We start from the raw sequence: 21,480 nt of genomic DNA, 5'->3' as shown, positions 1-21,480 counted from the left end.
ACACAGTGGCGACATTAAATCCGCTCAGATCGCTTCGAGCACCACGACGCTGCGTGCGTCGACGCAACACGTTTCCGACTCGATAGCGGCGTGTTGCAGGGTGGAGACGATGTCGTTCGGACTCTCCTGTGCCGTATCGATGATCCGGCACCAGCGTCGCCCGTCAAGCACAGGAAGGTCAAACCGGCGCGCGCAGTCGCCCATGTTCAGCATGACGTGCAACGCGGACTCCCCGGACGCTTCGCCGCCCAGAGTGAAGGCCAGCAACCGGACTCCCGGATCATGCCAGTGTGGCTCGTTAAGGCGTTCGCCGTGCCAGGCAACGTCAGGGTCGGCGTGGCCGGACGACGGTCTGCCAGTGATAAAGCGCCGGCGGCGCAGACTCGCGTGGCGCTTGCGCAGCGCAATCAGTTCACGCACGAAGCGCAGCATGCCCGACTCGGCTTCTATCGAGCGCCAGTCGATCCAGGAAAGCACATTGTTCTGGCTATAGCCGTTGTTGTTGCCGCGCTGGCTGCGCAGAAGTTCGTCGCCTGCGAGGATCATGGGCACGCCCTGGCTCAGAAACAGAATGGCCATCAGGTTACGCGCCTGCTGGCTACGCAGGCGACGAACGCCAGCGTCGTCCGTCTCGCCTTCAGCACCGCAGTTCCACGACAGATTGTCATTGCTACCGTCGCGGTTTTCCTCGCCGTTGACCTCGTTGTGCTTCGCGTTGTAGCTCACGAGATCGTTGAGCGTGAAGCCGTCGTGGCAAGTAATGAAATTGATGCTGTTCGCGGGCAGTCTGCCATCGTCGGCATACAGATCGGCACTTCCTGCGATGCACGTGGCAACCTCGCCGCACATGCCAGGATCGCCGCGCACGAAACGGCGGATCACATCCCGATAACGCCCGTTCCATTCCGCCCACGCCATGCCGGGGAATGCGCCGACCTGATAGAGACCGCCGGCGTCCCACGCTTCGGCGATCAGCGGCACGCGCGAAAGTATCCGGGAAGACTCGATCGCCCAGGGCAATGGCGGGTCGCTAAGGAGATCGCCATGCTGATCACGTGCGAACACGCTCGCCAGATCGAACCGGAAGCCGTCCACGCCGAGCTCCTGCACCCAGTATTCGAGGCATCGAACAATGAACGCAGTTACCAAAGGATGGTTGCAATTGACGGTGTTCCCGCAGCCGGTGTAGTCCCGGTAGCGGCGCCGGTCGCCGGCGTCCAGGTGATAGAAAATGTCGTTGGCAAGGCCTTTGAAATTGATGACGGGCCCGGATGCGCCCGCCTCCGCCGTATGGTTGAAGACCACGTCGAGCAACACGCCAATACCGGCGGCGTGCATCGCGTCCGTGAGCGCGCGGAACTCCTGCGGAGCGCTTGCGGGATCGACGCAATAGCGCGGATGCGGGCTGTAGAAGCTATGCGTACTGTAGCCCCAGTAGTTGCAGAGCCCTCTGGCTGCGGCCGCCGGCGGAACGTCCTGCGCGTCGAAGGCCATGACCGGGAGAAGCTCGACATGGGTCACGCCCAGCTGCGTAAGGTAAGGTATTTTTTCGATCAACCCGGCAAAGGTTCCGGGATGCGTCACATTGCTCGACGGATGGCTGGTGAAGCCACCAACGTGCAACTCATAAATGACAGCGCCGTCCAGCCCGGAGGCGACTGGCGTAGCGTCAGCGGGTACAGGCTGGGTCACGATGGCGCGGTACGAAGCGTGGCCTGTCTCGAGTATCGCCGAGGCGCTCGTTCGCTTCCACAAGTCATCGCTTACGGCACGGGCGTGAGGATCGAGAAGTTCCGTGTGTGGGTAGAAAGCCCTGCCCGTGTGTTCCGTGTCCTGCACCCCGTCAACACGCCATGTGTAGCAGGTGCGTATCGGCAGGTCCAACACCAGAACGTGCCAGTAGAAAAAAGTGCGATTGCGCTCGGACGAGAGCGTGATGACCTGAAAGGGTTCAGGGCTGTCCGGGGCCGCGTACAGCAGAAGTTCGACTTGCGTGGCATGACGGCCGAAAATACAAAAGTTGACGCCTTCGGGCACCACTGTCGCCCCTGGCGGGAATCGCGATCCTGGTCCTACCGGATAGCCCGGCGCCGGGCCACGCTCAGCGTTGCTCAAGGTCGATTCTCACCGGACGGATGTTCCAGATCTGACTACAGTACTCACTGATCGCACGATCCGACGAGAACTTGCCGGCGCGTGCGGTGTTGAGGATCGACATGTGGGTCCAGTGCCGCACGTCCTGCCAGGCGGCGCTCACGCGCTCCTGGCACGCAACGTAGTCGGCGTAGTCGGCTAGCACGAGGAACGGATCGAATTGCAGCAGACTCTCGACCAGCGGCCGGAACATCTCGCGATCACCGCGCGAGAATTGCCCGTCGGCGATCAGCTTCAGCACTTCCCGCAGTTCGGCGTTGCCGTTCGCATAGTCGCCAGGGCGATAGCCGTCGCGCTTGACCTGCTCGACCTGATCCGCGCTCAAACCGAAAAGAAAAAAGTTTTCCTCGCCGACCTGTTCGCGGATCTCGACGTTGGCGCCATCCAGCGTTCCAATTGTCAACGCGCCGTTCATCATGAACTTCATGTTGCCGGTGCCCGACGCCTCCTTGCCGGCCGTCGAAATCTGCTCGGACAGGTCCGCTGCCGGGTAGATGAAATGTGCGTTCTTCACGTTGAAGTCGGGAAAGAACACGACTTTCAATCGATCGTTCACGAGCGGGTCGTTGTTGACCACTTCTGCCACGCCATTGATCAGGCGGATGATCAGCTTGGCCATCGCATAGCCCGGCGCAGCCTTTCCGCCAAACACAAAGCAGCGTGGTGCAAGCGTCAATTGAGGATTGTTACGAAGGCGTTGATAAAGCCCGATGATGAATAGCGCATTCAGATGCTGGCGCTTGTATTCATGGATCCGCTTGACCTGAATGTCGAACAACGCGCCTGGGTCGACCACGATGCCCGTCGCGCTGTGGATTCGCGCGGTGAGAGCTTCTTTGTTCGATAGTTTGACGCGGCGCCACCGCTCCTGGAACGCAGCATCGTCGGCATGCGCTTCGAGGCCGCGAAGTTGAGTGGGGTCGGTGATCCAGTCCTTCCCCACTGTTTCATCCAGCAGCCGCGCAAGCTGCGGATTGCACAGCAGCATGAAGCGGCGTGGCGTGACGCCGTTCGTGACATTGAAAAAACGTTCGGGCCACATCTCGGCAAAACCCCGCATCACGGTCTGCTTCAGGAGCGCGGAATGCAGCGCGGCGACTCCGTTCACGGCATGACTGCCCACAGTCGCCAGGTGCGCCATGCGCACCCGCTTGTCGCCCCGCTCGTCGATCAGCGACATGCGCGCCACGCGCGCCTCGTCGCCGCCATAGCGTTGCCGGACTTCGTCGATAAAACGGCGGTTGATTTCGTAGATGATTTCCAGCAGCCGCGGCAACAGGTTTCGAAACAGCGGCAGGCCCCAGGTCTCGAGTGCCTCCGGCAGCAGCGTATGGTTGGTATAGGCCAGCGAGCGCCGGGTGATGTCCCAGGCCTCGTCCCAAGGCACTTGCCGTTCGTCGACCAGCAGACGCATCAACTCGGCAACAGCAATGGACGGATGCGTGTCGTTGAGTTGCGCCACGAACATGTCGGCGAAGCGCTCTGTCGGCTCGCCCTTGAGATCGAGCAGCCGCAGCATGTCCTGTAGCGAGCACGAAACGAAGAAATACTGTTGTGCGAGGCGCAACCGCTTGCCGGCTTCCGGCTCGTCGTTTGGATAAAGCACCTTCGAGAGCGTCTCGGAGATCACCTTGTCCTGCACGGCCTGGTAATAGTCTCCGGCGTTGAAGTCCTGAAGATCGAACGACTCCACCGCCTCGCTTTTCCAAAGCCTCAACGTGTTGCATGTGTTGACGTGGAAGCCTGCCACCGGAATATCGTAGGCCACGCCCTTGACCTTGTTCGCCGCGACCCAGCGAACTTGAAGCCGGCCCTGCGCGTCAGTCGTGCTCTCGGTGTGGCCGCCGAAGGCCACATAAAATGCCACGTCCGGACGCACGACCTCCCACGGATTGCCCATTTGCAGCCACTTGTCGGTCACTTCCACCTGCCAGGCATCGCGGATCTCCTGATCGAAGATGCCGAACTCATAGCGGATGCCGTACCCGATCGCGGGGATTTCAAGCGCGGCGAGCGAGTCCAGGTAACAGGCTGCGAGCCGGCCGAGTCCGCCGTTGCCGAGCCCCGGTTCTTCCTCCTGCGCGAGTATCGAGTCGAAGTCCTGACCAAGCGCCTGCATGGCGGCGCGCGCGTTGGCCTCGATGCCGAGGCTGACCAGGTTATTGCCGAGTTGCGGCCCGATCAGAAATTCGGCGGACAGATAGCAGGCGAGCCTTACCTCACGCGCGGCATGAGTTTGCACAGTCGCCACCCAGCGTTCCAGCATACGGTCTCGCACGCTGTACGCCAGTGCCATGTACCAGTCGTGCGGGGTCGCAATGGCCGGATAACGTGCCTGCAGACAGATGAGGTTGTCGACGATGTCGCGTTGCAGCGCGTTGGCATCCATTCCTGATCGTGCCGGTCCGGCACTGTGGAACGTGCTGGCGGTCGCGTTGGTGCCCGAGTCGGTGCTCGGGGCGGCGGTCGAGTCGGCGGTCATGGTCTTTCCCTTTTCCAATGCCCATTTCTGTGTGGCACGCTCGTATCGCGAAGTCGAACGGCACGGCTTTGCGCGGCGCTCGCGCTGCGGGGACACTCAGTCAGGCCAGACCCAGTCGGTAATCTCGGGGCGGTCGATGCCATGCGTGTGCGCATAGTTCAGGTTGCTGATAATCGCGTTCTTCATGTCTTCCCTGAGATGCGCCGTCCTACCCTGCAATCGCGGCACGCGGTCGAGAACATCGATGACAAGATTGAACCGGTCCACCTGATTGAGGATCGCGAGTTCGAGAGGCGTGTTGATGTTGCCCTTCTCCTTGTAACCGCGAACGTGCAGATTCTCGTGGTTGCGGAAACGATAGGCGAGCTTGTGGATCAGCCACGGGTAGCCGTGAAAGTTGAAGATGACGGGCCTGTTCACCGTAAACAGGCTGTCGAACTCGCGCGCGGTCGAGCCATGCGGGTGTTCGCTCGCCGGCTGCATCCTGAACAGGTCCACCACGTTCACAAAGCGCAGCTTGAGCTCGGGCAATCGCTCACGCAAAATTGCCGTTGCCGCCAGCGATTCCTGAGTGGCGACATCGCCACACGAGGCCATGACGACGTCCGGCTCCTCGCCCTCGTCATTGCTTGCGCGCCGCCAGACACCCAGGCCCTTCGCGCAATGCACTATCGCTTCGTCGATCGTGGTGAACTGCAAGTGCTTCTGCTTGTCCGCCACGATGACGTTGATGCAGTCGGTCGAGCGCAAACATCGGTCGGCTACCACGAGCAGCGTATTCGCGTCCGGAGGCAGGTAAACCCGTGTGACGGAAGGCGCCTTGTTGGTCACGAGGTCGATGAAACCGGGGTCCTGATGCGAGAAACCGTTGTGGTCCTGCCGCCAAACAGTCGACGACAACAGAATGTTCTGCGACGACACCGACGCTCGCCACGGCACATGGTTCTTGCAGATGTCCAGCCATTTGGCATGCTGGTTGAACATCGAATCGATCACATGCGCGAATGCCTCGTACGTATGGAAGAAACCGTGCCGCCCTGAAAGCAGGTAACCCTCGAGCCATCCCACCAGCGTGTGCTCCGAGAGCATTTCCATCACGCGGCCGTCTCGCGTCAATTCGCCGCCGTCCTCGTCCTCCGGGAGCAGATCGGCCATCCAGATCTTCTTGCTGGCTTCGTAGATGGATTGGAGCCGGTTAGAAGCCGTCTCGTCAGGGCCGAACACGCGGAAGGTGGTCATGTTCTTGCGCATCGTGTCGCGCAGGAATTCTCCGAGCGGCCGGGTGTTCTCATACAGCACCTTGCCTGCGCGGCTGACGTCCACCGCATAGGCACGGAAGTCGGGCAGCTTCAGCTCCCTGCGCAATACTCCGCCGTTCGCATGCGGATTCGCGCTGATGCGCCGTGGTCCCACGGGCGCGAGGTCTCGCAGTTGAGGAATCAGCCGGCCGTCGGAATCGAACAGTTCCTCGGCCTTATAACTGCGCAGCCAGTTTTCCAGAAGCGCAAGATTCGCGGGATTGCTACGTACCTCGGAGAATGGCACCTGATGCGATCGCCACGAGCCCTCCGCTTTGTGCCCGTTGACCTCTTTGGGTCCGGTCCACCCTTTCGGCGAACGCAGCACGATCATCGGCCAGCGGGGCCGCTCGACCTGCGAGCCTGAGCGCGCCCTGTCATGGATAGCGCGAATCTCCGCAACCACGGCGTCGAGCGTGCTGGCCATCTTCTGATGCATCTCTGCATGGTCCGAGCCTTCGACAAAAAACGGCTTGTAGCCATAGCCTACGAACAGCGCCTCGAGTTCCTCGTGGCTGACGCGCGCGAGGACAGTCGGATTGGCAATCTTGTAGCCATTCAGATTGAGAATCGGCAAGACGGTGCCGTCGCGAGCGGGATTGACGAACTTGTTGGAATGCCAGGCCGTTGCTAACGGGCCGGTTTCCGCTTCGCCATCGCCGACCACGCAGGCAACGATGAGATCCGGGTTATCGAATGCGGCGCCGTATGCATGCGACAGGCTGTAGCCCAGTTCGCCGCCTTCATGGATCGAGCCGGGCGTTTCGGGTGTGACATGAGAGCCGATGTGGCCCGGAAACGAGAATTGCTTGAAGAACTTCTGCATACCCTCCGCGTCTTCGCTCTTGTCCGGATACACCTCGGAATAGGTGCCCTCCAGATAGGCGGGGCCGAGCACGCCAGGCGCACCATGCCCGGGGCCGGCCATGAAGATCACGTCGAGGTCATCGCGCTTGATCACCCGGTTCAAATGCGCCCAGACAAACGAAAGCGCCGGACTCGCGCCCCAATGCCCCAGTAGCCGCTGCTTCACGTGTTCGGCCTTCAACGGCTCTCTCAGCAACGGGTTGTCTATCAGATAGATCATTCCGACCGAGAGGTAATTGCATGCCCGCCACCAGGCATTGATCAGTCGAAGTTCATCGGCATTGAGGGCAGCCGTTTGCGAAGCGCCCGCGGCGTATTGCTCGCTCATAACGTAGTCTCCTGAACAGCAGGTCTCATCCAGACGCGTGCAAATGCGAATGGGGCACAGCATCTACGCGTCTTGTTGATTTTTCGCGCCGCCCTGCACCGATAGCAGTCTCTAGCGCTATCTTTTGTGAAGTACTTAACGTCTTCACAGTGCTTTATGACGTCCTGTTGAGAGTGCGGAAGGGAATGCGGCGAACCAGTTCCGATCGTGTGACAAAGCGCTACGCAACGGTGCGGCGCACAACCGGCGCATAGCATACGAAGCCTGCACCTGTGCGACGCTTCGCATCTCAGGGAGATGACGCAGCGACGATCTCAAAACGAGCCTACTAGCCTCGCGTGGCAACTTAAATAGGCCTTTGGTCCAACAAGCGCGTGGGAGACGTGCAGTGCTCGCGCTGCACGCATCGGTAGGACCAAGGTCCGATGTTCGCGGCCCATCGCACTGATAAGCTGCACATACTGCGTATGCACGCCTCGCGCATATCGGGAAGCGGTCGACCGTTGTTGCGCGATACGGCGGATAGCCCAGGCAATGTCGCCTGAAGCTGGCGAGGACTCGATGTTAGCCGTGCAATGACGTCAAGCCTCGGGTGACCAGATACGCTGATTGAATCGCCGCCAAAATAGTTGTGAACAGATGCAGGCTTCAGGATATCGCCCATTGGAGATGACACCATGCCCGCATGGAACCGCCTGCCGATCACTGCACTAGCGGCGATGATTCTGGTGACCTTGCCGGCGTCGTCGGGGGCCACGGAGCAAGCGCAACAGCGTCGCGCGGGGCGGGACGTCCGTCAGGACACTCGCCAGGGTTCGCGACATACCAAGCAGGAGTGCCGTGCCACAGATCAAAAGAGCAATTCCCAATGCCGGCAGGATAAGCGGCAAACCAAGCAGCACGGACGTCAGACCGCGCGCGATATTAAGTATTGAGTAGCGAAGACCCTCCGTGAAAACCCCGCTATTGTTTGCCAGCAGATCCATGCAGTAACTGCTTGCCGGAACGACGCCGCAAAGGATGAGGGCGCCGCCATCCGCCGCAGGCCTCTTGAAGGGATAACAAGTTATGCGTTCCGGGGCATCGTGATTAACCGGGGGAACAACGATGATTTCATCGTGTGAGGGTCGCTCTCACGAGCGCGGAGACGAGGCCAGTCGAGTCGGTTCCGTGAAAAGCACCGCTGTGTACTTCAGGCGCTTTGTACTCTTCAGCGTCTGCATGTTGGTGCTGCCGTTGACCGGCTGCCCGTATTACGCGCCGCCGCCCGGCACCGTTGTCACCGTCCCGGCCAGCTTCGACCGCTCGTTCTCTGCGGCAGCGGGCGCAATGCGCGACGAAGGTCTGGTAATCAGCGTCCAGGACCCCGGCACCGGCACCGTCGTCGGCGAACTGGACGGCAGCACGGTGACGGCGAGCGTGCGCCAGCAACCCGATGGCAGCGTCGTCGTGCAGTTCAATTCGCCCACGCGCAACCCTACGCTGCTCGATCGCATTTCGCGCGGCTACGACCGGCGAATGGGGCGGTGATCGCGCTCAAATGAAGTGTCCCGCCGATGAATGTCGCCGGGAAGGGAAGCAAAGTAACCGTTGTACATTTCGCAAGTTGTCGGTTCGTCGTCGTTTTCAGTAGGCCTTACCAGTTTCAAGGAGCAGCCATGTCTTCGTGGAACCATCGATGGGCCACAGCGCCGTGGCTGTGGCTGCTCGTCGCGCTGACCCTGGCAGCGGGGGTCGCACATGCCCAGACCGACCAGGCGCCGCCGCGCGAGCCCTTCAAGCCGGAAGAGATCGAAGCGCTGGTCGCGCCGATCGCCCTTTACCCGGACTCCGTTTTGTCGCAAGTACTGATGGCGTCGACCTACCCGCTGGAAATCGTGCATGCGGCGCGCTGGGTCAAGAGCAATCCGAAAATCACGGGCGACGCCGCCGTGAAGGCAGTCGCGAACGAGCCGTGGGACGTCAGCGTGAAATCGATGGTGGCCTTCCCACAGATTCTCGAACCCATGAACGACAAGCTGGACTGGACCCAGAAGCTCGGCGACGCGTTCCTCGCGCAGCAGAAAGACGTGCTCGCCGCTGTGCAGCGTCTGCGCGCCCGCGCGAAGGAGTCGGGCAACCTCAAGTCGAACGAACAGCAGAACGTGATAGTCGAAGCGGCGCCCGCTGGCGGGCAGACCATCGTGAAGATCGAGCCTGCCAATCCGCAGGTCATCTACGTGCCCGCCTACAACCCGACGGCCGTGTATGGTTCGTGGAGTTACCCGGCCTACCCGCCCACCTACTGGCCGCCTTACCCGGCCTACTATCCGGGTGCGGCGCTGGCAACGGGTTTTGCCTGGGGCGTCGGGCTCGCCGCCGCCGGTGCCATCTTCGGCAATGCCAACTGGGGCGGCGGCGACGTCAATATCAATGTCAACAAGGCGGCGAACATCGATCGCAACTTCGACCGCACGAAGGTCGAAGGCGGACGCTGGCAACACGACGGCAGCCATCGTCAAGGCGTCGCCTATCGCGACAACGCGACCCGTGACAAGTACTCGCGCAACGTCGGCGGCGCGGAGGGCCGCAATGATTTCCGTGGACGCGATACGACGGGCGGCGGCCGCGCCAACACGGCGGACCGAGGCCAGCGCACCGACCGTTCGGGCGCAGGCGATAGTGCTGGAACGGCAGATCGGTCGAATGCGAATAACCGAGGGCCAGCGGACCGATCGAACGCAAACGCGGGAAATCGCGCGGGAAGCGCGGACCGGTCCGCGGCCGGCGAGCGCGGCGGCGTCTCGAACCGCGCTGGCGCGGGCGACCTGTCACGCACCAGCGACCGTGCGGGCGGCGCCGGTGGCGGCTTCAGCGGCGGGGGTCGCGACAACGCCTTTCAGGGCGTCGGCGCAGGCGGCGCGACGCAGCGCAGCGCCGACCGTGGACGCTCCAGCATGCAAGGCTCGGGCTTCAGCCGACCTAGCGGCGGCGGCGGCGGTATGCGGGCCGGCGGCGGCGGACGCGGTGGCAGACGCTAGAGAGCGTCGAACCGTGACATCACCACGGCGATTTCGTCGGCATGTAGTCATGGGTGCACCACCTACCGTCGCGCTCGCGTGCGAGCTGAGCGCCTGATCATCGCGCGGATAGTCGCACTACCGGCGACATCATTCCGACGGCCTTGGATGTGTAGGACTTTGGTCCAATTGCCGCGGTATGCGGCGGCCTTCACGATTCAAGCGACGACGTAAAGCCGGATGGCAAGTCGCGCGCCTTCAAATATCGACGTCCATCGTGGCCTGAGCGGTAAATTCGGGAAATTGGAGCGAGGCATCATGGCAGACATATGGATAGGCAATGTGCAAGACGACACATCGGACGACGAAATAAGGGAATTTCTGATCAAGTACGGATTCCCGTCATTCGACGAAATCAAGCGTGTCGAGGGAACCGGCACGCGGCCCGCCGTTGTGGTGACTTTTCACGACACGTCTCCGGACGCTTTACGGAATTTGCAATCGCGGATCCACAACATGTTCTGGAAGAACCGGACCATCGTCGTGCAGGTCATGCCAGAGCGCGACGACAGCTAAGCGAAAAAATATCTCAGTGCGTGGCTCAGGCCGCCGTGCGGCTTGCCCGCATGCCAAAACGGCATTTGAGTCGCGCCTGCTTCGGCCTGCTCCAATGCATCATTGCGTGCGGGCTATCGTCGCCTACATGCCGCCAAATGGCTTCTTCACAGCCAGCTTGTTAGTCACGGACGTGACCCCGTCAACCGCTTTTGCGATATCTGCGACCTGGCCGATCTGCGCCGCATCCGTGACCGTGCCGTTCAATGTCACCGCACCGTCTTTTGCGATGACGCTGATATCTCCGGCGCGGATCTCCTTGTGCTTGACGATCGCGGCATAGACCTTCCTGCGTAGCGCGCGATCCGCTTTTCTGCCCGTGACCGGTGCTGCGCTGCCCGAGGCTGCACTCGCCGATCCCCCAGGTGCGCTAGCCATCTCGCTTGCCTGTGACCATGCGTTGGTGGAAAGCGGAACGATCAACGTGGCCACGGCCATTACGAGAACGCGAATAGATTTCATGGATTACTCCGGTCGATAAGAATAAAGCAATCAGAACGTATGGCGGATGCCGACCATCGCCGCCGTTGTAGACACCCCCGGTGCGACCGGAGCTCCATAGATGATCGTCTGGTTCATGGTCCCTTTGTTGTCGACGTAGCCGACCTGTGCGTAGGCCTTGGTCCGAGCGGACACGTTGTACTCCGCCCCCAAAGAGAATTCGCTCGAATGATTTGCTGAATGGTTTCGATCCTTCAGATAGTAGAAACCGGAAGTGACCTTGAATCGCGGGCTGAATTGATAACCTAGCCCGGCCGACGCCATTTCGAAATTCACGGTGTCACTTCTGGCCGGATTCTTACCCACGCCGTACGAGCCTGAAATCGAAAATCCTGCGATCGAGTACAGCGCGCCAAAGTAGTAAAAGCGGTTGTTCGCCTGTCCCGTAGGCACCGCCGCCGGAGTTGCCGGATAAGTAATCGGATACGGATTGGTATCGTGTCCGTTGTAGTACACGGCGGATAGATTCAGACCGTAATTCGAGTACTTGAGCACGGCCGACTCGCGTGTGCCACCCTGGAACTGGCCCGCGACGCCTCCCGGTGCGTACTCGAGTGCGAGCGACGCTCCATAGAATTTCGGCGACGTGTAGACCAACGCGTTACTGTCATACAGCGCGCCGATCGGTGCGTTCGTGCTCGTGCCAGGCCAGCCCGCCGCCTGATTCACACCGAGCCACGCGGTCAGGATACTTCCGAAATACTGTGCGCCGCGAACGTCGGTTTCAGCCATTGCGTAGATCATCGGAATGATCTGGCGGCCGGCATCGAATGAGCCGAATGGCCCGGACGCGCCAATCATCGCGTACTGATTGAAGATCGCGGTGGTGCCCGGCGTGTCAGGCAGCCCCATCCTGCCGTTCGAGCTGTTGAACGAGCCCTGCAGCCTGAAGTTGATCTTGTATCCGCCACCAATGTCTTCGCTTCCCTTCAAGCCCCAGAAGCTCGCGTAGATGCCGCCATCCTTCAGTTGATAGACATGCCCCTGATTGCGCGCGGTCGGCAGGAACGTTGCCGCCGAAGTGCTCTGATAGAGCAGGCCACTATCGAGTACGCCGTAGAGCGTAACCGTCGATTGCGCATGGGCGGCAACCGCGAACAATAACAGCGCCGCGGCGCCGCTCAACTTCAATTTCATTCTGTGTCTCCAATGTGGTGCCGGACATGACCGGCTTTTTTTTTGCTGTTGCTCGAACGAAGCTGCCTTGATAACCCGGCGTGTCAGTTCGGTAAAAAATAGTCCGCGAATTGCTCCCGCAACCGGTGCTTGAGCACTTTGCCGGTCGCGCCGTATGGAACCGAGTCAACGAATACCACCGCGTCGGGCGTCCACCACTTCGCTACCCGCCCGTCAAAGAACGCCAGTAGTTCGTCCTGGGTGAGCGCGCTGTCCGGCTTTTTAACGACCACCAGCAGCGGCCGCTCGTCCCACTTCGAATGTCGCGCGCCGATGCAGACCGCAGCCGTCACTTTGGGATGCAGGTAGGCGACGTTTTCGATTTCGACGGAGCTAATCCATTCGCCGCCCGATTTGATGACGTCTTTGCTGCGGTCCGTGATCTGCATGAAACCGTCGCGATCGATCTTCGCCACATCGCCGGTCGGGAACCATCCGTCGCGCAGCGGCGACTCAGCGTCGCAACCGAAGTACTGCCTCGTGACCCACGGACCTCGTACCAGCAGGTCGCCAGTCGCGTTGCCGTCCCACGGTAACTCTTCGCCGTCGGGGCCGGCGATTTTCATGTCGATACCGAACACCGCACGTCCCTGCTTTGCCTGGACCGCGTAACGATCCGCCTGCGGCAGCGTGAGCTGATGCGCCTTGAGACTGCATACCGTGCCGACCGGACTCAACTCCGTCATGCCCCACGCGTGCAATACGTCGACACCATGGCGCTCCTGGAATGCTGCGGCCATAACGGTGGGACAGGGTGCGCCGCCGATCACCGTGCGCCGCATCGACGAGAACGTTCGCCCCAGCGCGTCGACGTGAGCGAGCAATCCTTGCCAGACCGTCGGCACGCCAGCAGATAGCGTCACCTGCTCGGTCTCGATCAGTTCATAAAGCGATTCGCCATCGAGCGCGGGTCCCGGAAACACCAGCTTCGCGCCCACCATGCAGGCGATGTACGGGAGCCCCCACGCATTCACATGGAACATCGGCACGACCGGCAGGATGGAGTCGCGCGCCGAGCAGTTGAGCGAATCGGGCAACGCGGCCGCGTAGGTATGCAATACGGTCGAGCGGTGGCTGTACAGCACACCTTTTGGATTGCCCGTGGTGCCTGACGTGTAGCACAGCGACGACGCACTGTTCTCGTCGAGCAGCGGCCAGTCGAAAACGTCGCTATTGGCGTCGATCAGATCCTCATAGCACAGCAGCTTCGTGGACAGACTGTGCGTCTCCGGCATATTCGCGCGATCGGTCAAGGCTACGAAGACCTTTGCGCTTTTGACGCGTGACGCGACGTTTTCGATCAGCGGCAGAAACGTCAGATCGAAGAACACGACGCGATCTTCCGCATGATCGATGATGTAAGCCAGTTGCTCGACGTGCAGCCGGGGATTGAGCGTGTGCAACACCGCCCCCGAGCCCGACGCTGCAAAGTACATCTCCATGTGCCGGTAACCGTTCCACGCAAGAGTCGCGACGCGCTCGCCTGGCTGCACACCGAGACCTGCCAGCGCGTTGGCCATGCGGCGCGCGCGTTGCGCGAGATCGCGGTACTGGTACCGGTGAATGTCCCCTTCTACTCGCCGCGACACAATTTCCTGTGCGCCGTGATGGCGTTCAGCATGCACGAGCAGCGAAGCGACCAGCAGCGGTTGCTCCATCATCAAGCCTTGCATTCTTTGTTCTCCTGAGTGACTGCAGTAGCACGCGCGCCGGTTCCTCTGCCACACAACCGGCATACGTCGTGACAACTTCAGTTCTTTCAATTTCGGGTGGCCGAAACCATGAGCGCAGCAATGACCTCAGGCGAATGAACGCCCGAGAACGTGTATCCCGTGCTGAACACGAAGTGCGGCACGCCCCTTACTCGTGACTGGTGGCGCGACACGCGTCGGCCGATTCCATCGACGCGGCGCACCCATTGCGTCAGATACGTCCTGAGACTCTCGCCATCCAGACCGCAGTCCTGCCCGAGACGCTCGAGAACCTCGCGGTCTCCAATGTCCTCGCCTTCCAGAAAGTAGGCGACCAGGACGCGGTCGACCAGTGTTGCGCGTTGCGCTTCGCCGAGACGATTCGCAGCAAAGGCGACCAGTTCATGCGCGGCGGCGGTGTTAGGCAACACACTGATCCGATCGAATGCAAAGTCGATACCGGCTTCTCTTCCAGCTCGCTGCACTTCTGCGCGCCTTGCGATCACGGCTTCCGGACCGCCGAGGCGCTCGCGACAGAAATCCTGGTACGGCAGGCCATTGAGTGGCGTGTAAGGAAGGAGTTGATGGGACCGCCATCGCACCTTCACCTGTGCGTCGGGGCGCAGTCCGCCAAAGACGGCTATGGCCTTCTCCAGATTGCGTTTTCCAATCAGACACCATGGGCAGATGAAATCGAAAAAGGCGTCAATTGTCAGACTGCGCTTCGAATCGACTTGCCGACCCACTTTGTTTTCAACGTGCCGTTCCGCCTGGACGATCCAGTTCTGATCACACAAGTTCATCGATCAGTGTCTCCGCCATCGCCCACACACCAAAACCCGCCGCGGGATTGAGGTGCCCCACTTCGCCGAGATCGACGAGGCGACTGCCCCAGTCGGTCGCCATTGCAGATACGCGATCGAACTGCGCAAGCGGATCGTTGCGGCTCGCCCCGGCGATGCTCGGAAACGGCAAGCGTTTGCGCGGTGTCGGATGCCAGCCGTTTTCGGCCAGTGCATCGATAGTCGGATAACCGGCCGGCAGCGGCGTATCGAGATCGGCCGGCGTGGCGAGCAATGCACCGCGAATCTCGCGGTTATGCTGCTGTGCCCAGTGAACCGTAATCATCACGCCCGCGCTGTGCGCGACCAGGATTACCGGGCCGTCGATCTTCGCGAGCGCTGCGTCAAGCGCGGCAACGCGTGCCGCGCAACTGAGCTTGTCGTGTTCGAGCGGGGGCACCGAGACCGCATTGGGCAACTTGTGCTGCAACAGAGTTTGCCAGTGGTCTGAAACGTGGTCGCGCAAACCCGGGACCATCAGAATGGTCGGTTGTGTATCGGTAGTCATGAAGCGGTCTTCTTTGCGGTTAATACGGCTTGTCGCCGATGATTCCCGCTCGTTCCATCTTGCGGTGACATGGCGGATAGTCCATCACCGCATAATGCTGCGTGCTGCGGTTGTCCCAGATGGCGACGCTGTTCTTTTGCCAGCGCCAGCGCACCTGGTATTCCGGGATGTAGGCCTGACTGATCAGATAGCGCAGCAGATCGCCCGAACCCGGGTTAGCGTCCTGCCCGAAGCGCACGCGATCCGGCGTGTGGTAGTTGGTGAAATGCGTGGTGAAAGCACTCACGAACAGAATCTTCTCGCCAGTCTCGGGATGCGTGCGCACGACCGGATGTTCGGCGTCCGGAAACTGCGCCTTGAGTGCGTGCCGCTTTTCAATCGGCATCGCGGCACCAAAGCTCGCTTCGATGCTGTGTCGCGCGCGCAGGTCGGCAATCTGCGTCTTGATGTGCTCCGGCAGATTCTCGTAAGCGAGTGCCATATTCGCCCACATCGTGTCGCCTCCAACCGGCGGACACTCGACGCACCGAAGGACCGCGCCGAACTGCGGCGCTTCGCGCCAAGTCGCGTCCGCGTGCCATGCGTTTTCGTAGCGGTCGTTAGGTTGATCCGGAGTCTTGTAAATGCGCACGAGACCGGGGTACTCGGGGTCGCTACCTGCGACCGGGTGATCTTCCAGGTCGCCAAAGCGTCGGGCGAACGCTACATGCTCGGCGCGTGAGATGTCCTGTCCGCGCAGGAACAGCACGCGATGTTTCAACAGCGCCGCCCGGATCTCACCAAACAGGCCGTTGTCGTGAATGGCGTCGGCGAGATTGACGCCGACTAGTTCTGCGCCGATTGCGCATGTCAATGGTTCGACGTGCATCGCTGGCTCCCTAGATGACGAAGACGGATGAACCCGTCGTCTTGCGCGACTCAAGGTCCCGATGCGCCTGCACCGCGTCCTCCAATGCGTAACGCTGGTTCAGCTCGATCCTGATACGGCCGGCAGCGACATGCCCGAATATTTCAGCGGCGAGCTCATTCTTTTCTGCAGGGTCGGCAATGTAGTCTGCCAGCGCCGGACGAGTCAGGAAAAGCGATCCCTTCATTGCAAGGATCTGCGGATTGAACGGCGGGATCGGACCCGACGCCGTGCCGACGCACACCATCAGCCCCCGACGCTTGAGCGAGTCGAGTGATGACTCAAAGGTGTCCTTGCCGACGCTGTCGAACACCACATTCACGCCGACGCCGTCGGTCAGTTCGCGCACCCGTTTCGCGACGTCTTCCCGGCTGTAATTAATGACGTGATCGCAACCATGCGCGCGTGCCACTTCACCCTTGGCTTCGGTCGACACGGTGCCGATCACGTTGAGCCCAAGCAGCTTCGCCCATTGCGACACGATCAGACCGACGCCACCGGCAGCGGCGTGCAGCAAGATGGTGTCGCCCTTCCTGAAGTCATGAATGCGGCGCATCAGGTAGGCACACGTCAGGCCGCGCATGGTCATGCCGGCGGCCGTTTCGCACGAGATCGTTTCGGGCAGCTTGATGAGAGGCGCAGCCGGGATCAGCCGTTCGGTACTGTAGGCGCCCAGCGTATTGACGAAGCCCGTGTAAGTCACGCGGTCGCCTGGCGCGACGTTCGTGACGCCGGCGCCAACGGCCTCGACGACCCCTGCGGCCTCGACGCCCATACCCGCAGGCATCGGCACCGGATACAAACCGCTGCGGAAGTAGGTGTCGGCGAAATTAAGGCCAATCGCCTCGTGGCGCAAACGGACCTGCCCGGCTCCGGGATTGCCCACTTCGACCTCTTCATAACGCAAGACTTCGGGACCACCGGTCTCATGGAAGCGGATCGCTCTAGCCATGTTCAATCTCCTATCCAATACTCAAACTGCAAAATGAAATGCGCGCGCCGAAGCTCAGGACCTCTGCTCAGCGTACGGCCCGCTCGCGCAGGGCATCCAGACGATCAAGATCACCGGCGTAGTTCCGCTTGCCGATGAAAAATGCAATAGCCGCGACGAGAGGCGCAAACGGCACTAGCTGCAGCGCGCCGAGCAGGCCGATCCGGTCGGCGATGAATCCCGTCAGAATGGCGGCGGGCGCCAGACCCAGCAGATTGTTCGCCAGTGTCAGCGTGGCAAACGCCGACGCGTGAATAGACGGCGGCGTGAGGTTAGCCACCATCGCCCCGGAAGGCCCGCTTGCACCAGCGCTGAAAAACATGCCGAGGCCGATCACCGCGAGTTGCAGCGGACCCGCAGGCATGCGCAAACCGATGATCAGTAAAGCGAAGCAAATGAGGCAGAATGCGATCGCAGCCATCCATTTTCTTTCGCGTGCGCGCTTGCTGAGCCGGTCGGCCAGATTCCCACACACCACCATGCCAAGCCCGGTAATCAGCACGAATACCGCAGCACTCATCGCGGCCTTACTGACGGGCATGCCGTAGTAGCGATTCAGGAAGCTCGGCATCCAGGCCCACATTGCGGCGGGAACCAGCAGATGGATGCCACTGCCGATATACGCGCACACTACCGATCGAGTGGAGAAAAGCCCTTTCATCAGCGTGCGCAGACTCATGCGCACGCCCAGACCTTGTACGTGTCTGCCTACGTTTGCCGGCTGAAGCAGCGCAAGCCGCTTCTCGGTGACGATGAACCGATAGACGATTACCAGTACGAGACCCAAGGCCGCCATCGTGCCGAACGCCGAGCGCCAGCCCAGATGAGCCGCCACTGTGCCGCCCAGGGCCATGCCCAGAACCGAACCGAATGCGCCACCAGCCATGAATGTGCCGGTGAGCGTGGAGCGCAGCCGCGCCGGAAATATGCTCAACACGACCGCAATGCCGACACTGCCGTACGCGGCCTCACCGATACCGACGAAAGCGCGCGCAATCAGCATTTCGCCGTGGTTCGTCGCGAGCGCGCAGCCTAGTGTTGCGAGACTCCACATTGCCGCCATCAGCACGATGCTCTTCACGCGTCCCCAGCGGTCCGCGAGTACCGACAACGGGAAGGTGAGCACACCGACCATCAACGCAACCACGCTGCTCAGCGAACCGAGTTGGGTGTCGGACAAAGCCCAGCTTGCCTTGAGCAGCGGAAAGACGGCATTCAGTACCTGCCGTGACATGTAATCGGAAAGCAGCAATCCTACGGTCAACGCAAAAACCACCCACGCATAGGCGCGGACGTCCGCTTCTTTTACCGGGACATCGCCTGTTGTGTGTTCTACATGCTGCATCAGCATAGTTGTCTCCTCCGCGTCTGGCTCGTAGCGGTCGTCTTCAGATGACAGCGCAAAGGCTCATTCACCATGACTGCTTCGCCCTGCCCTGCGCCTGTCAAAAATCAGCACCTTCAAAAGCCCGGCACGCTTCACACATCAGCGCGGCGCCTTCGTCTCACCGCACGAGGCGGCAACTTTCGACACTCGCAAGTCCGGGTCGGAATCGACCGAGGCATAGGGGATGTCGTGATTGCAAGATACGGGAATCGCGCAATACAATTTAATGATTGCGCGCCATTCTTTTACGAATTGACGCCGCTTAGTGAAAACACCGATGCCCGGCGCAATCGCCGATCAGCAGTACGTGAGCGGACAGCAAAGCGCTCGCTGCCACGAGGGGAAACGCAATGGAGACGATGCTGCGGTCGGTTGCGATGAGCGGTTATTTCGACGTAACGCGGCGGCTCGGACTCAACCCCGTGGAGCTCGCGCAACAGGTCGGGGTAGATCCGGCTGCGCTTGCAAATCCGGACAGTCGCGTTGCGGTAGCCCCGTGCTGCCGGCTGCTGGAACTCACCGCCAGGATGGCGTCGTCACCAACATTTGCTCTGCAAATGGCCGAAACGCGTCATCAGTTCGGGACAGGTGTGGTCAATGTTCTGCTCGCGCACAAACGCACGTTACGCGACGTGCTGCTAGCCACAGCCGAGTACCGCCATCTGCTCAACGAAGCACTTGCAGTTTATGTCGAAGACGCCGGTGCAACGGTCACCATTCGCGAAGAACTCGTCGTTGATGCCGGTACTCCGACGAATCAGGCGATCGAACTCGCACTCGGAGTTCTCGCTCGCCATTCCAGTGCTCTGCTCGGCGTCCACTGGAAACCGCGCAGCGTTCACTTCACGCACGCCGGTCCCGCCGATCTGACGTTTCACCGACGTTTCTTTGGCTGCCCGATGCAGTTCGGCAGCGACTTCAACGGCTTCGTGTGCGCTGCCGCCGATCTCGACTATCCCAATCCGGCTGCGGACCCGGAACTCGTCCGCTACGCCGAAAGCCTCGCCGCACCACTGAAGCAAGCCGGGACGGATTCGACGGCTCTGGAAGTTCGCAAGGCAATCTACCTGCTGCTGCCTCTGGAGCAAGGTACTGTCGAGCCGGTTGCCCGCCATCTGGGTCTGAGCGTCCGCACGATGCAGCGCCAGTTGGAATTGGTCGAGACCAGTTTCTCAGACCTGGTCGACGAAGTACGGCGAGAACTTGCCGTTCGCTACATGAGCAACTCGCGCTATCCGATAGGACGTGTGGCGGCGCTGCTCGGTTATAGCCAGCAGGGTTCATTCACAAACTGGTTCAGGTCGCGTTTCGGCATGGCGCCGCGCGACTGGAGAAACAGGCAGGCAAAATGAGCGGCACTGGCGGCCTGCATCAGAACTAGCCCGGCGTTGCTTCTGTATGGACGCAACGCACGACGTGGTCGGGCAGGCGCAGTTGAGTACATCTTGCGCGCTGCCCCACCGCGTTCAGACGGCCTTGCGCAGGAAGCCTTGAGTGCCACCTTTGCGGTTAGGCGCGAAACCGTTGGCCAGCAGCGTTTCTTCCACGGTATCGTAGAACACGCCGATCTTGCTTATATCGCGCGCCTCCTCGGCGGTGGCGATATTGCGGCCGAACTCGCGTGAAATGCGCACCAGTTGCTCGATCTGCTCGACGGAGCTCATCCTCCGCGTGCGCGACTGATTCCACAGGTTGTCTTCGATGCCGCAGCGCACGTGCAGGCCCATCGCGATACCCATCATGTTGACCGGCAACACATTGCGCATCGAGCTTTCCACTGTCAGTACCGCGCCATCGGGCGTAGCGCGCAAGAAGTTGGCAAGGTTATAGATATTCGGCGCGTCCATGCCGCCGCCGATGGCCACCCAGTTCATCACCAGCGGACCCTTGTAGACGCCGCGCCGGATCAACCGCTCGACCGACTCGAAGCTGTTGATGTTGTAGCACTGAAAAGCGCTCTGGATCCCGGCTGCGTTCAAGCGGCGGATGTGCTCTTCTGCCCAGCCTGGCTGGGCGGGCACTGTCATCTCTTTGTACGCATTGTAGACATTGGGATCCTCCATCGAGGTTCCCTTGACGTCGTCATCTTCCCAATGTTCAACGACGTTCATTTGCGAAGTATTGATCGTCACCGTCACCTGATCGGGTTTTGGATCGAGCTCGGCCAGCATGTGACGCGTGTCGTCGCTCAGCCATTTGGCCGCGGCACCTTCGGTCTCCGGAGCAAAGCTGATCGAGCCGCCGACCTGGATAATCATCTCCGGCACTGCGTTGCGCACGCCAGCAATCAGTTCGTTGAACTTCGACAATCGCTTGCTGCCTTTGCCGTCAAGTTCGCGGACGTGCAGATGCAATACGGTGGCGCCGGCGTTGTAGCAATCCACTGCCTTCTGGATTTGCTGGTCAATGGTGACGGGGATATCTTCGGGGAAGTCGGAAGGCACCCAGGCCGGCGCATACGGCGCCGCTGTAATGATCAGCGGTTGCTGGTTTTCAGTGTAAAGGGAACCGTCGAGGAAGTTCATGGCAGGGTCTCAAAAGGCAGGCTACGGAGGCGGAAAGAGATTGGGCTGCTGAGTGCCTGTCGTTGACAAGGTTCTCGCCTAGCACCGGCATCTCTCCTTTCCGCGAAAACTATGGGACGTTCGCCTTCGCGTCAGACGCGGCAAAAACGAACTCGTCCGACGAAGATACCGTGACCTCAAAACGCGATTTACCTTTGGGCGCCATATAT

Annotated in this window: 17 protein-coding genes; 5 read left to right on the top strand and 12 right to left on the bottom strand. The window is 60.8% G+C overall.

Features of this window, described 5'->3' with window-relative positions; translation table 11 throughout:
- Positions 1 to 24: 24 nt before the first annotated feature.
- The 3 genes from glgX to ACTJLB_RS16120 all read right to left on the bottom strand — a co-directional run bounded on the left by glgX (position 25) and on the right by ACTJLB_RS16120 (position 7,129).
- Positions 25 to 2,115 (bottom strand): glycogen debranching protein GlgX, encoded by a 2,091-nt coding sequence (gene glgX, locus ACTJLB_RS16130; RefSeq protein WP_440783838.1) that lies wholly within the window; start codon positions 2,113 to 2,115, stop codon positions 25 to 27.
- Complete coding sequence (locus tag ACTJLB_RS16125; protein WP_440784010.1) at positions 2,102 to 4,543, bottom strand: glycogen/starch/alpha-glucan phosphorylase; 2,442 nt, start codon at positions 4,541 to 4,543, stop codon at positions 2,102 to 2,104. The genes glgX and ACTJLB_RS16125 overlap by 14 nt, the downstream gene beginning before the upstream one ends.
- A gap of 189 nt (positions 4,544 to 4,732) precedes the next feature.
- Complete coding sequence (locus ACTJLB_RS16120) at positions 4,733 to 7,129, bottom strand: phosphoketolase family protein (protein WP_440783837.1); 2,397 nt, start codon at positions 7,127 to 7,129, stop codon at positions 4,733 to 4,735.
- A gap of 719 nt (positions 7,130 to 7,848) precedes the next feature.
- Here ACTJLB_RS16120 and ACTJLB_RS16115 point away from each other — a divergent pair.
- The 4 genes from ACTJLB_RS16115 to ACTJLB_RS16100 all read left to right on the top strand — a co-directional run bounded on the left by ACTJLB_RS16115 (position 7,849) and on the right by ACTJLB_RS16100 (position 10,704).
- Positions 7,849 to 8,064 (top strand): hypothetical protein, encoded by a 216-nt coding sequence (locus tag ACTJLB_RS16115; RefSeq protein ID WP_374710001.1) that lies wholly within the window; start codon positions 7,849 to 7,851, stop codon positions 8,062 to 8,064.
- Positions 8,065 to 8,350: 286 nt separating this feature from the next.
- Positions 8,351 to 8,659 (top strand): hypothetical protein, encoded by a 309-nt coding sequence (locus ACTJLB_RS16110; protein ID WP_087752064.1) that lies wholly within the window; start codon positions 8,351 to 8,353, stop codon positions 8,657 to 8,659.
- A 128-nt stretch (positions 8,660 to 8,787) separates the two neighbouring features.
- Positions 8,788 to 10,149: a DUF3300 domain-containing protein gene (locus ACTJLB_RS16105; protein ID WP_440783836.1), complete on the top strand. Its 1,362-nt coding sequence runs from the start codon at positions 8,788 to 8,790 to the stop codon at positions 10,147 to 10,149.
- A 297-nt stretch (positions 10,150 to 10,446) separates the two neighbouring features.
- Entirely contained in the window at positions 10,447 to 10,704 is a 258-nt protein-coding gene (locus tag ACTJLB_RS16100; RefSeq protein ID WP_027804449.1) for an RNA recognition motif domain-containing protein, read from the top strand.
- Between the two features lie 123 nt (positions 10,705 to 10,827).
- On the opposite strand, the gene ACTJLB_RS16095 is transcribed toward ACTJLB_RS16100, so the two are convergent.
- The 8 genes from ACTJLB_RS16095 to ACTJLB_RS16060 all read right to left on the bottom strand — a co-directional run bounded on the left by ACTJLB_RS16095 (position 10,828) and on the right by ACTJLB_RS16060 (position 18,710).
- A complete protein-coding gene (locus ACTJLB_RS16095) occupies positions 10,828 to 11,205 on the bottom strand; it encodes a BON domain-containing protein (RefSeq protein WP_020066896.1) in 378 nt (125 codons plus the stop codon).
- 30 nt (positions 11,206 to 11,235) lie between these two features.
- Positions 11,236 to 12,381, bottom strand: a complete 1,146-nt coding sequence (locus ACTJLB_RS16090) for a porin (RefSeq protein WP_020066897.1) — start codon at positions 12,379 to 12,381, stop codon at positions 11,236 to 11,238.
- 83 nt (positions 12,382 to 12,464) lie between these two features.
- Entirely contained in the window at positions 12,465 to 14,093 is a 1,629-nt protein-coding gene (locus tag ACTJLB_RS16085) for a 3-(methylthio)propionyl-CoA ligase (RefSeq protein WP_440783835.1), read from the bottom strand.
- Positions 14,094 to 14,179: 86 nt separating this feature from the next.
- Positions 14,180 to 14,914, bottom strand: coding sequence for a DsbA family oxidoreductase (locus ACTJLB_RS16080; protein ID WP_440783834.1), 735 nt, complete (start codon positions 14,912 to 14,914; stop codon positions 14,180 to 14,182).
- Positions 14,901 to 15,461 carry an RBBP9/YdeN family alpha/beta hydrolase gene (locus ACTJLB_RS16075; RefSeq protein ID WP_440783833.1) on the bottom strand — a complete coding sequence of 187 codons (561 nt, stop codon included), beginning with the start codon at positions 15,459 to 15,461 and terminating at the stop codon, positions 14,901 to 14,903. Before ACTJLB_RS16075 ends, ACTJLB_RS16080 begins: the two co-directional genes overlap by 14 nt.
- A gap of 19 nt (positions 15,462 to 15,480) precedes the next feature.
- Positions 15,481 to 16,329 carry a TauD/TfdA dioxygenase family protein gene (locus ACTJLB_RS16070; protein WP_088174036.1) on the bottom strand — a complete coding sequence of 283 codons (849 nt, stop codon included), beginning with the start codon at positions 16,327 to 16,329 and terminating at the stop codon, positions 15,481 to 15,483.
- 10 nt (positions 16,330 to 16,339) lie between these two features.
- Positions 16,340 to 17,320, bottom strand: coding sequence for a quinone oxidoreductase family protein (locus tag ACTJLB_RS16065; RefSeq protein WP_408172899.1), 981 nt, complete (start codon positions 17,318 to 17,320; stop codon positions 16,340 to 16,342).
- A 67-nt stretch (positions 17,321 to 17,387) separates the two neighbouring features.
- Entirely contained in the window at positions 17,388 to 18,710 is a 1,323-nt protein-coding gene (locus ACTJLB_RS16060; RefSeq protein ID WP_020066903.1) for an MFS transporter, read from the bottom strand.
- 386 nt (positions 18,711 to 19,096) lie between these two features.
- On the opposite strand from ACTJLB_RS16060, the gene ACTJLB_RS16055 reads away from it, so the two are divergent.
- Positions 19,097 to 20,098, top strand: a complete 1,002-nt coding sequence (locus ACTJLB_RS16055) for an AraC family transcriptional regulator (RefSeq protein ID WP_020066904.1) — start codon at positions 19,097 to 19,099, stop codon at positions 20,096 to 20,098.
- Positions 20,099 to 20,212: 114 nt separating this feature from the next.
- Here the strand turns inward: ACTJLB_RS16055 and ACTJLB_RS16050 are convergent, their stop codons facing one another.
- On the bottom strand, positions 20,213 to 21,271 hold the full coding sequence (locus tag ACTJLB_RS16050) for a 3-keto-5-aminohexanoate cleavage protein (RefSeq protein WP_310351945.1): 1,059 nt from the start codon (positions 21,269 to 21,271) through the stop codon (positions 20,213 to 20,215).
- Positions 21,272 to 21,480: the final 209 nt, after the last annotated feature.

The organism is Paraburkholderia sp. 22098 (genome assembly GCF_052045935.1).
Taxonomy (GTDB): Bacteria; Pseudomonadota; Gammaproteobacteria; order Burkholderiales; family Burkholderiaceae; genus Paraburkholderia; species Paraburkholderia caledonica.
This window is presented reverse-complemented; position numbering and strand designations above follow the sequence as displayed.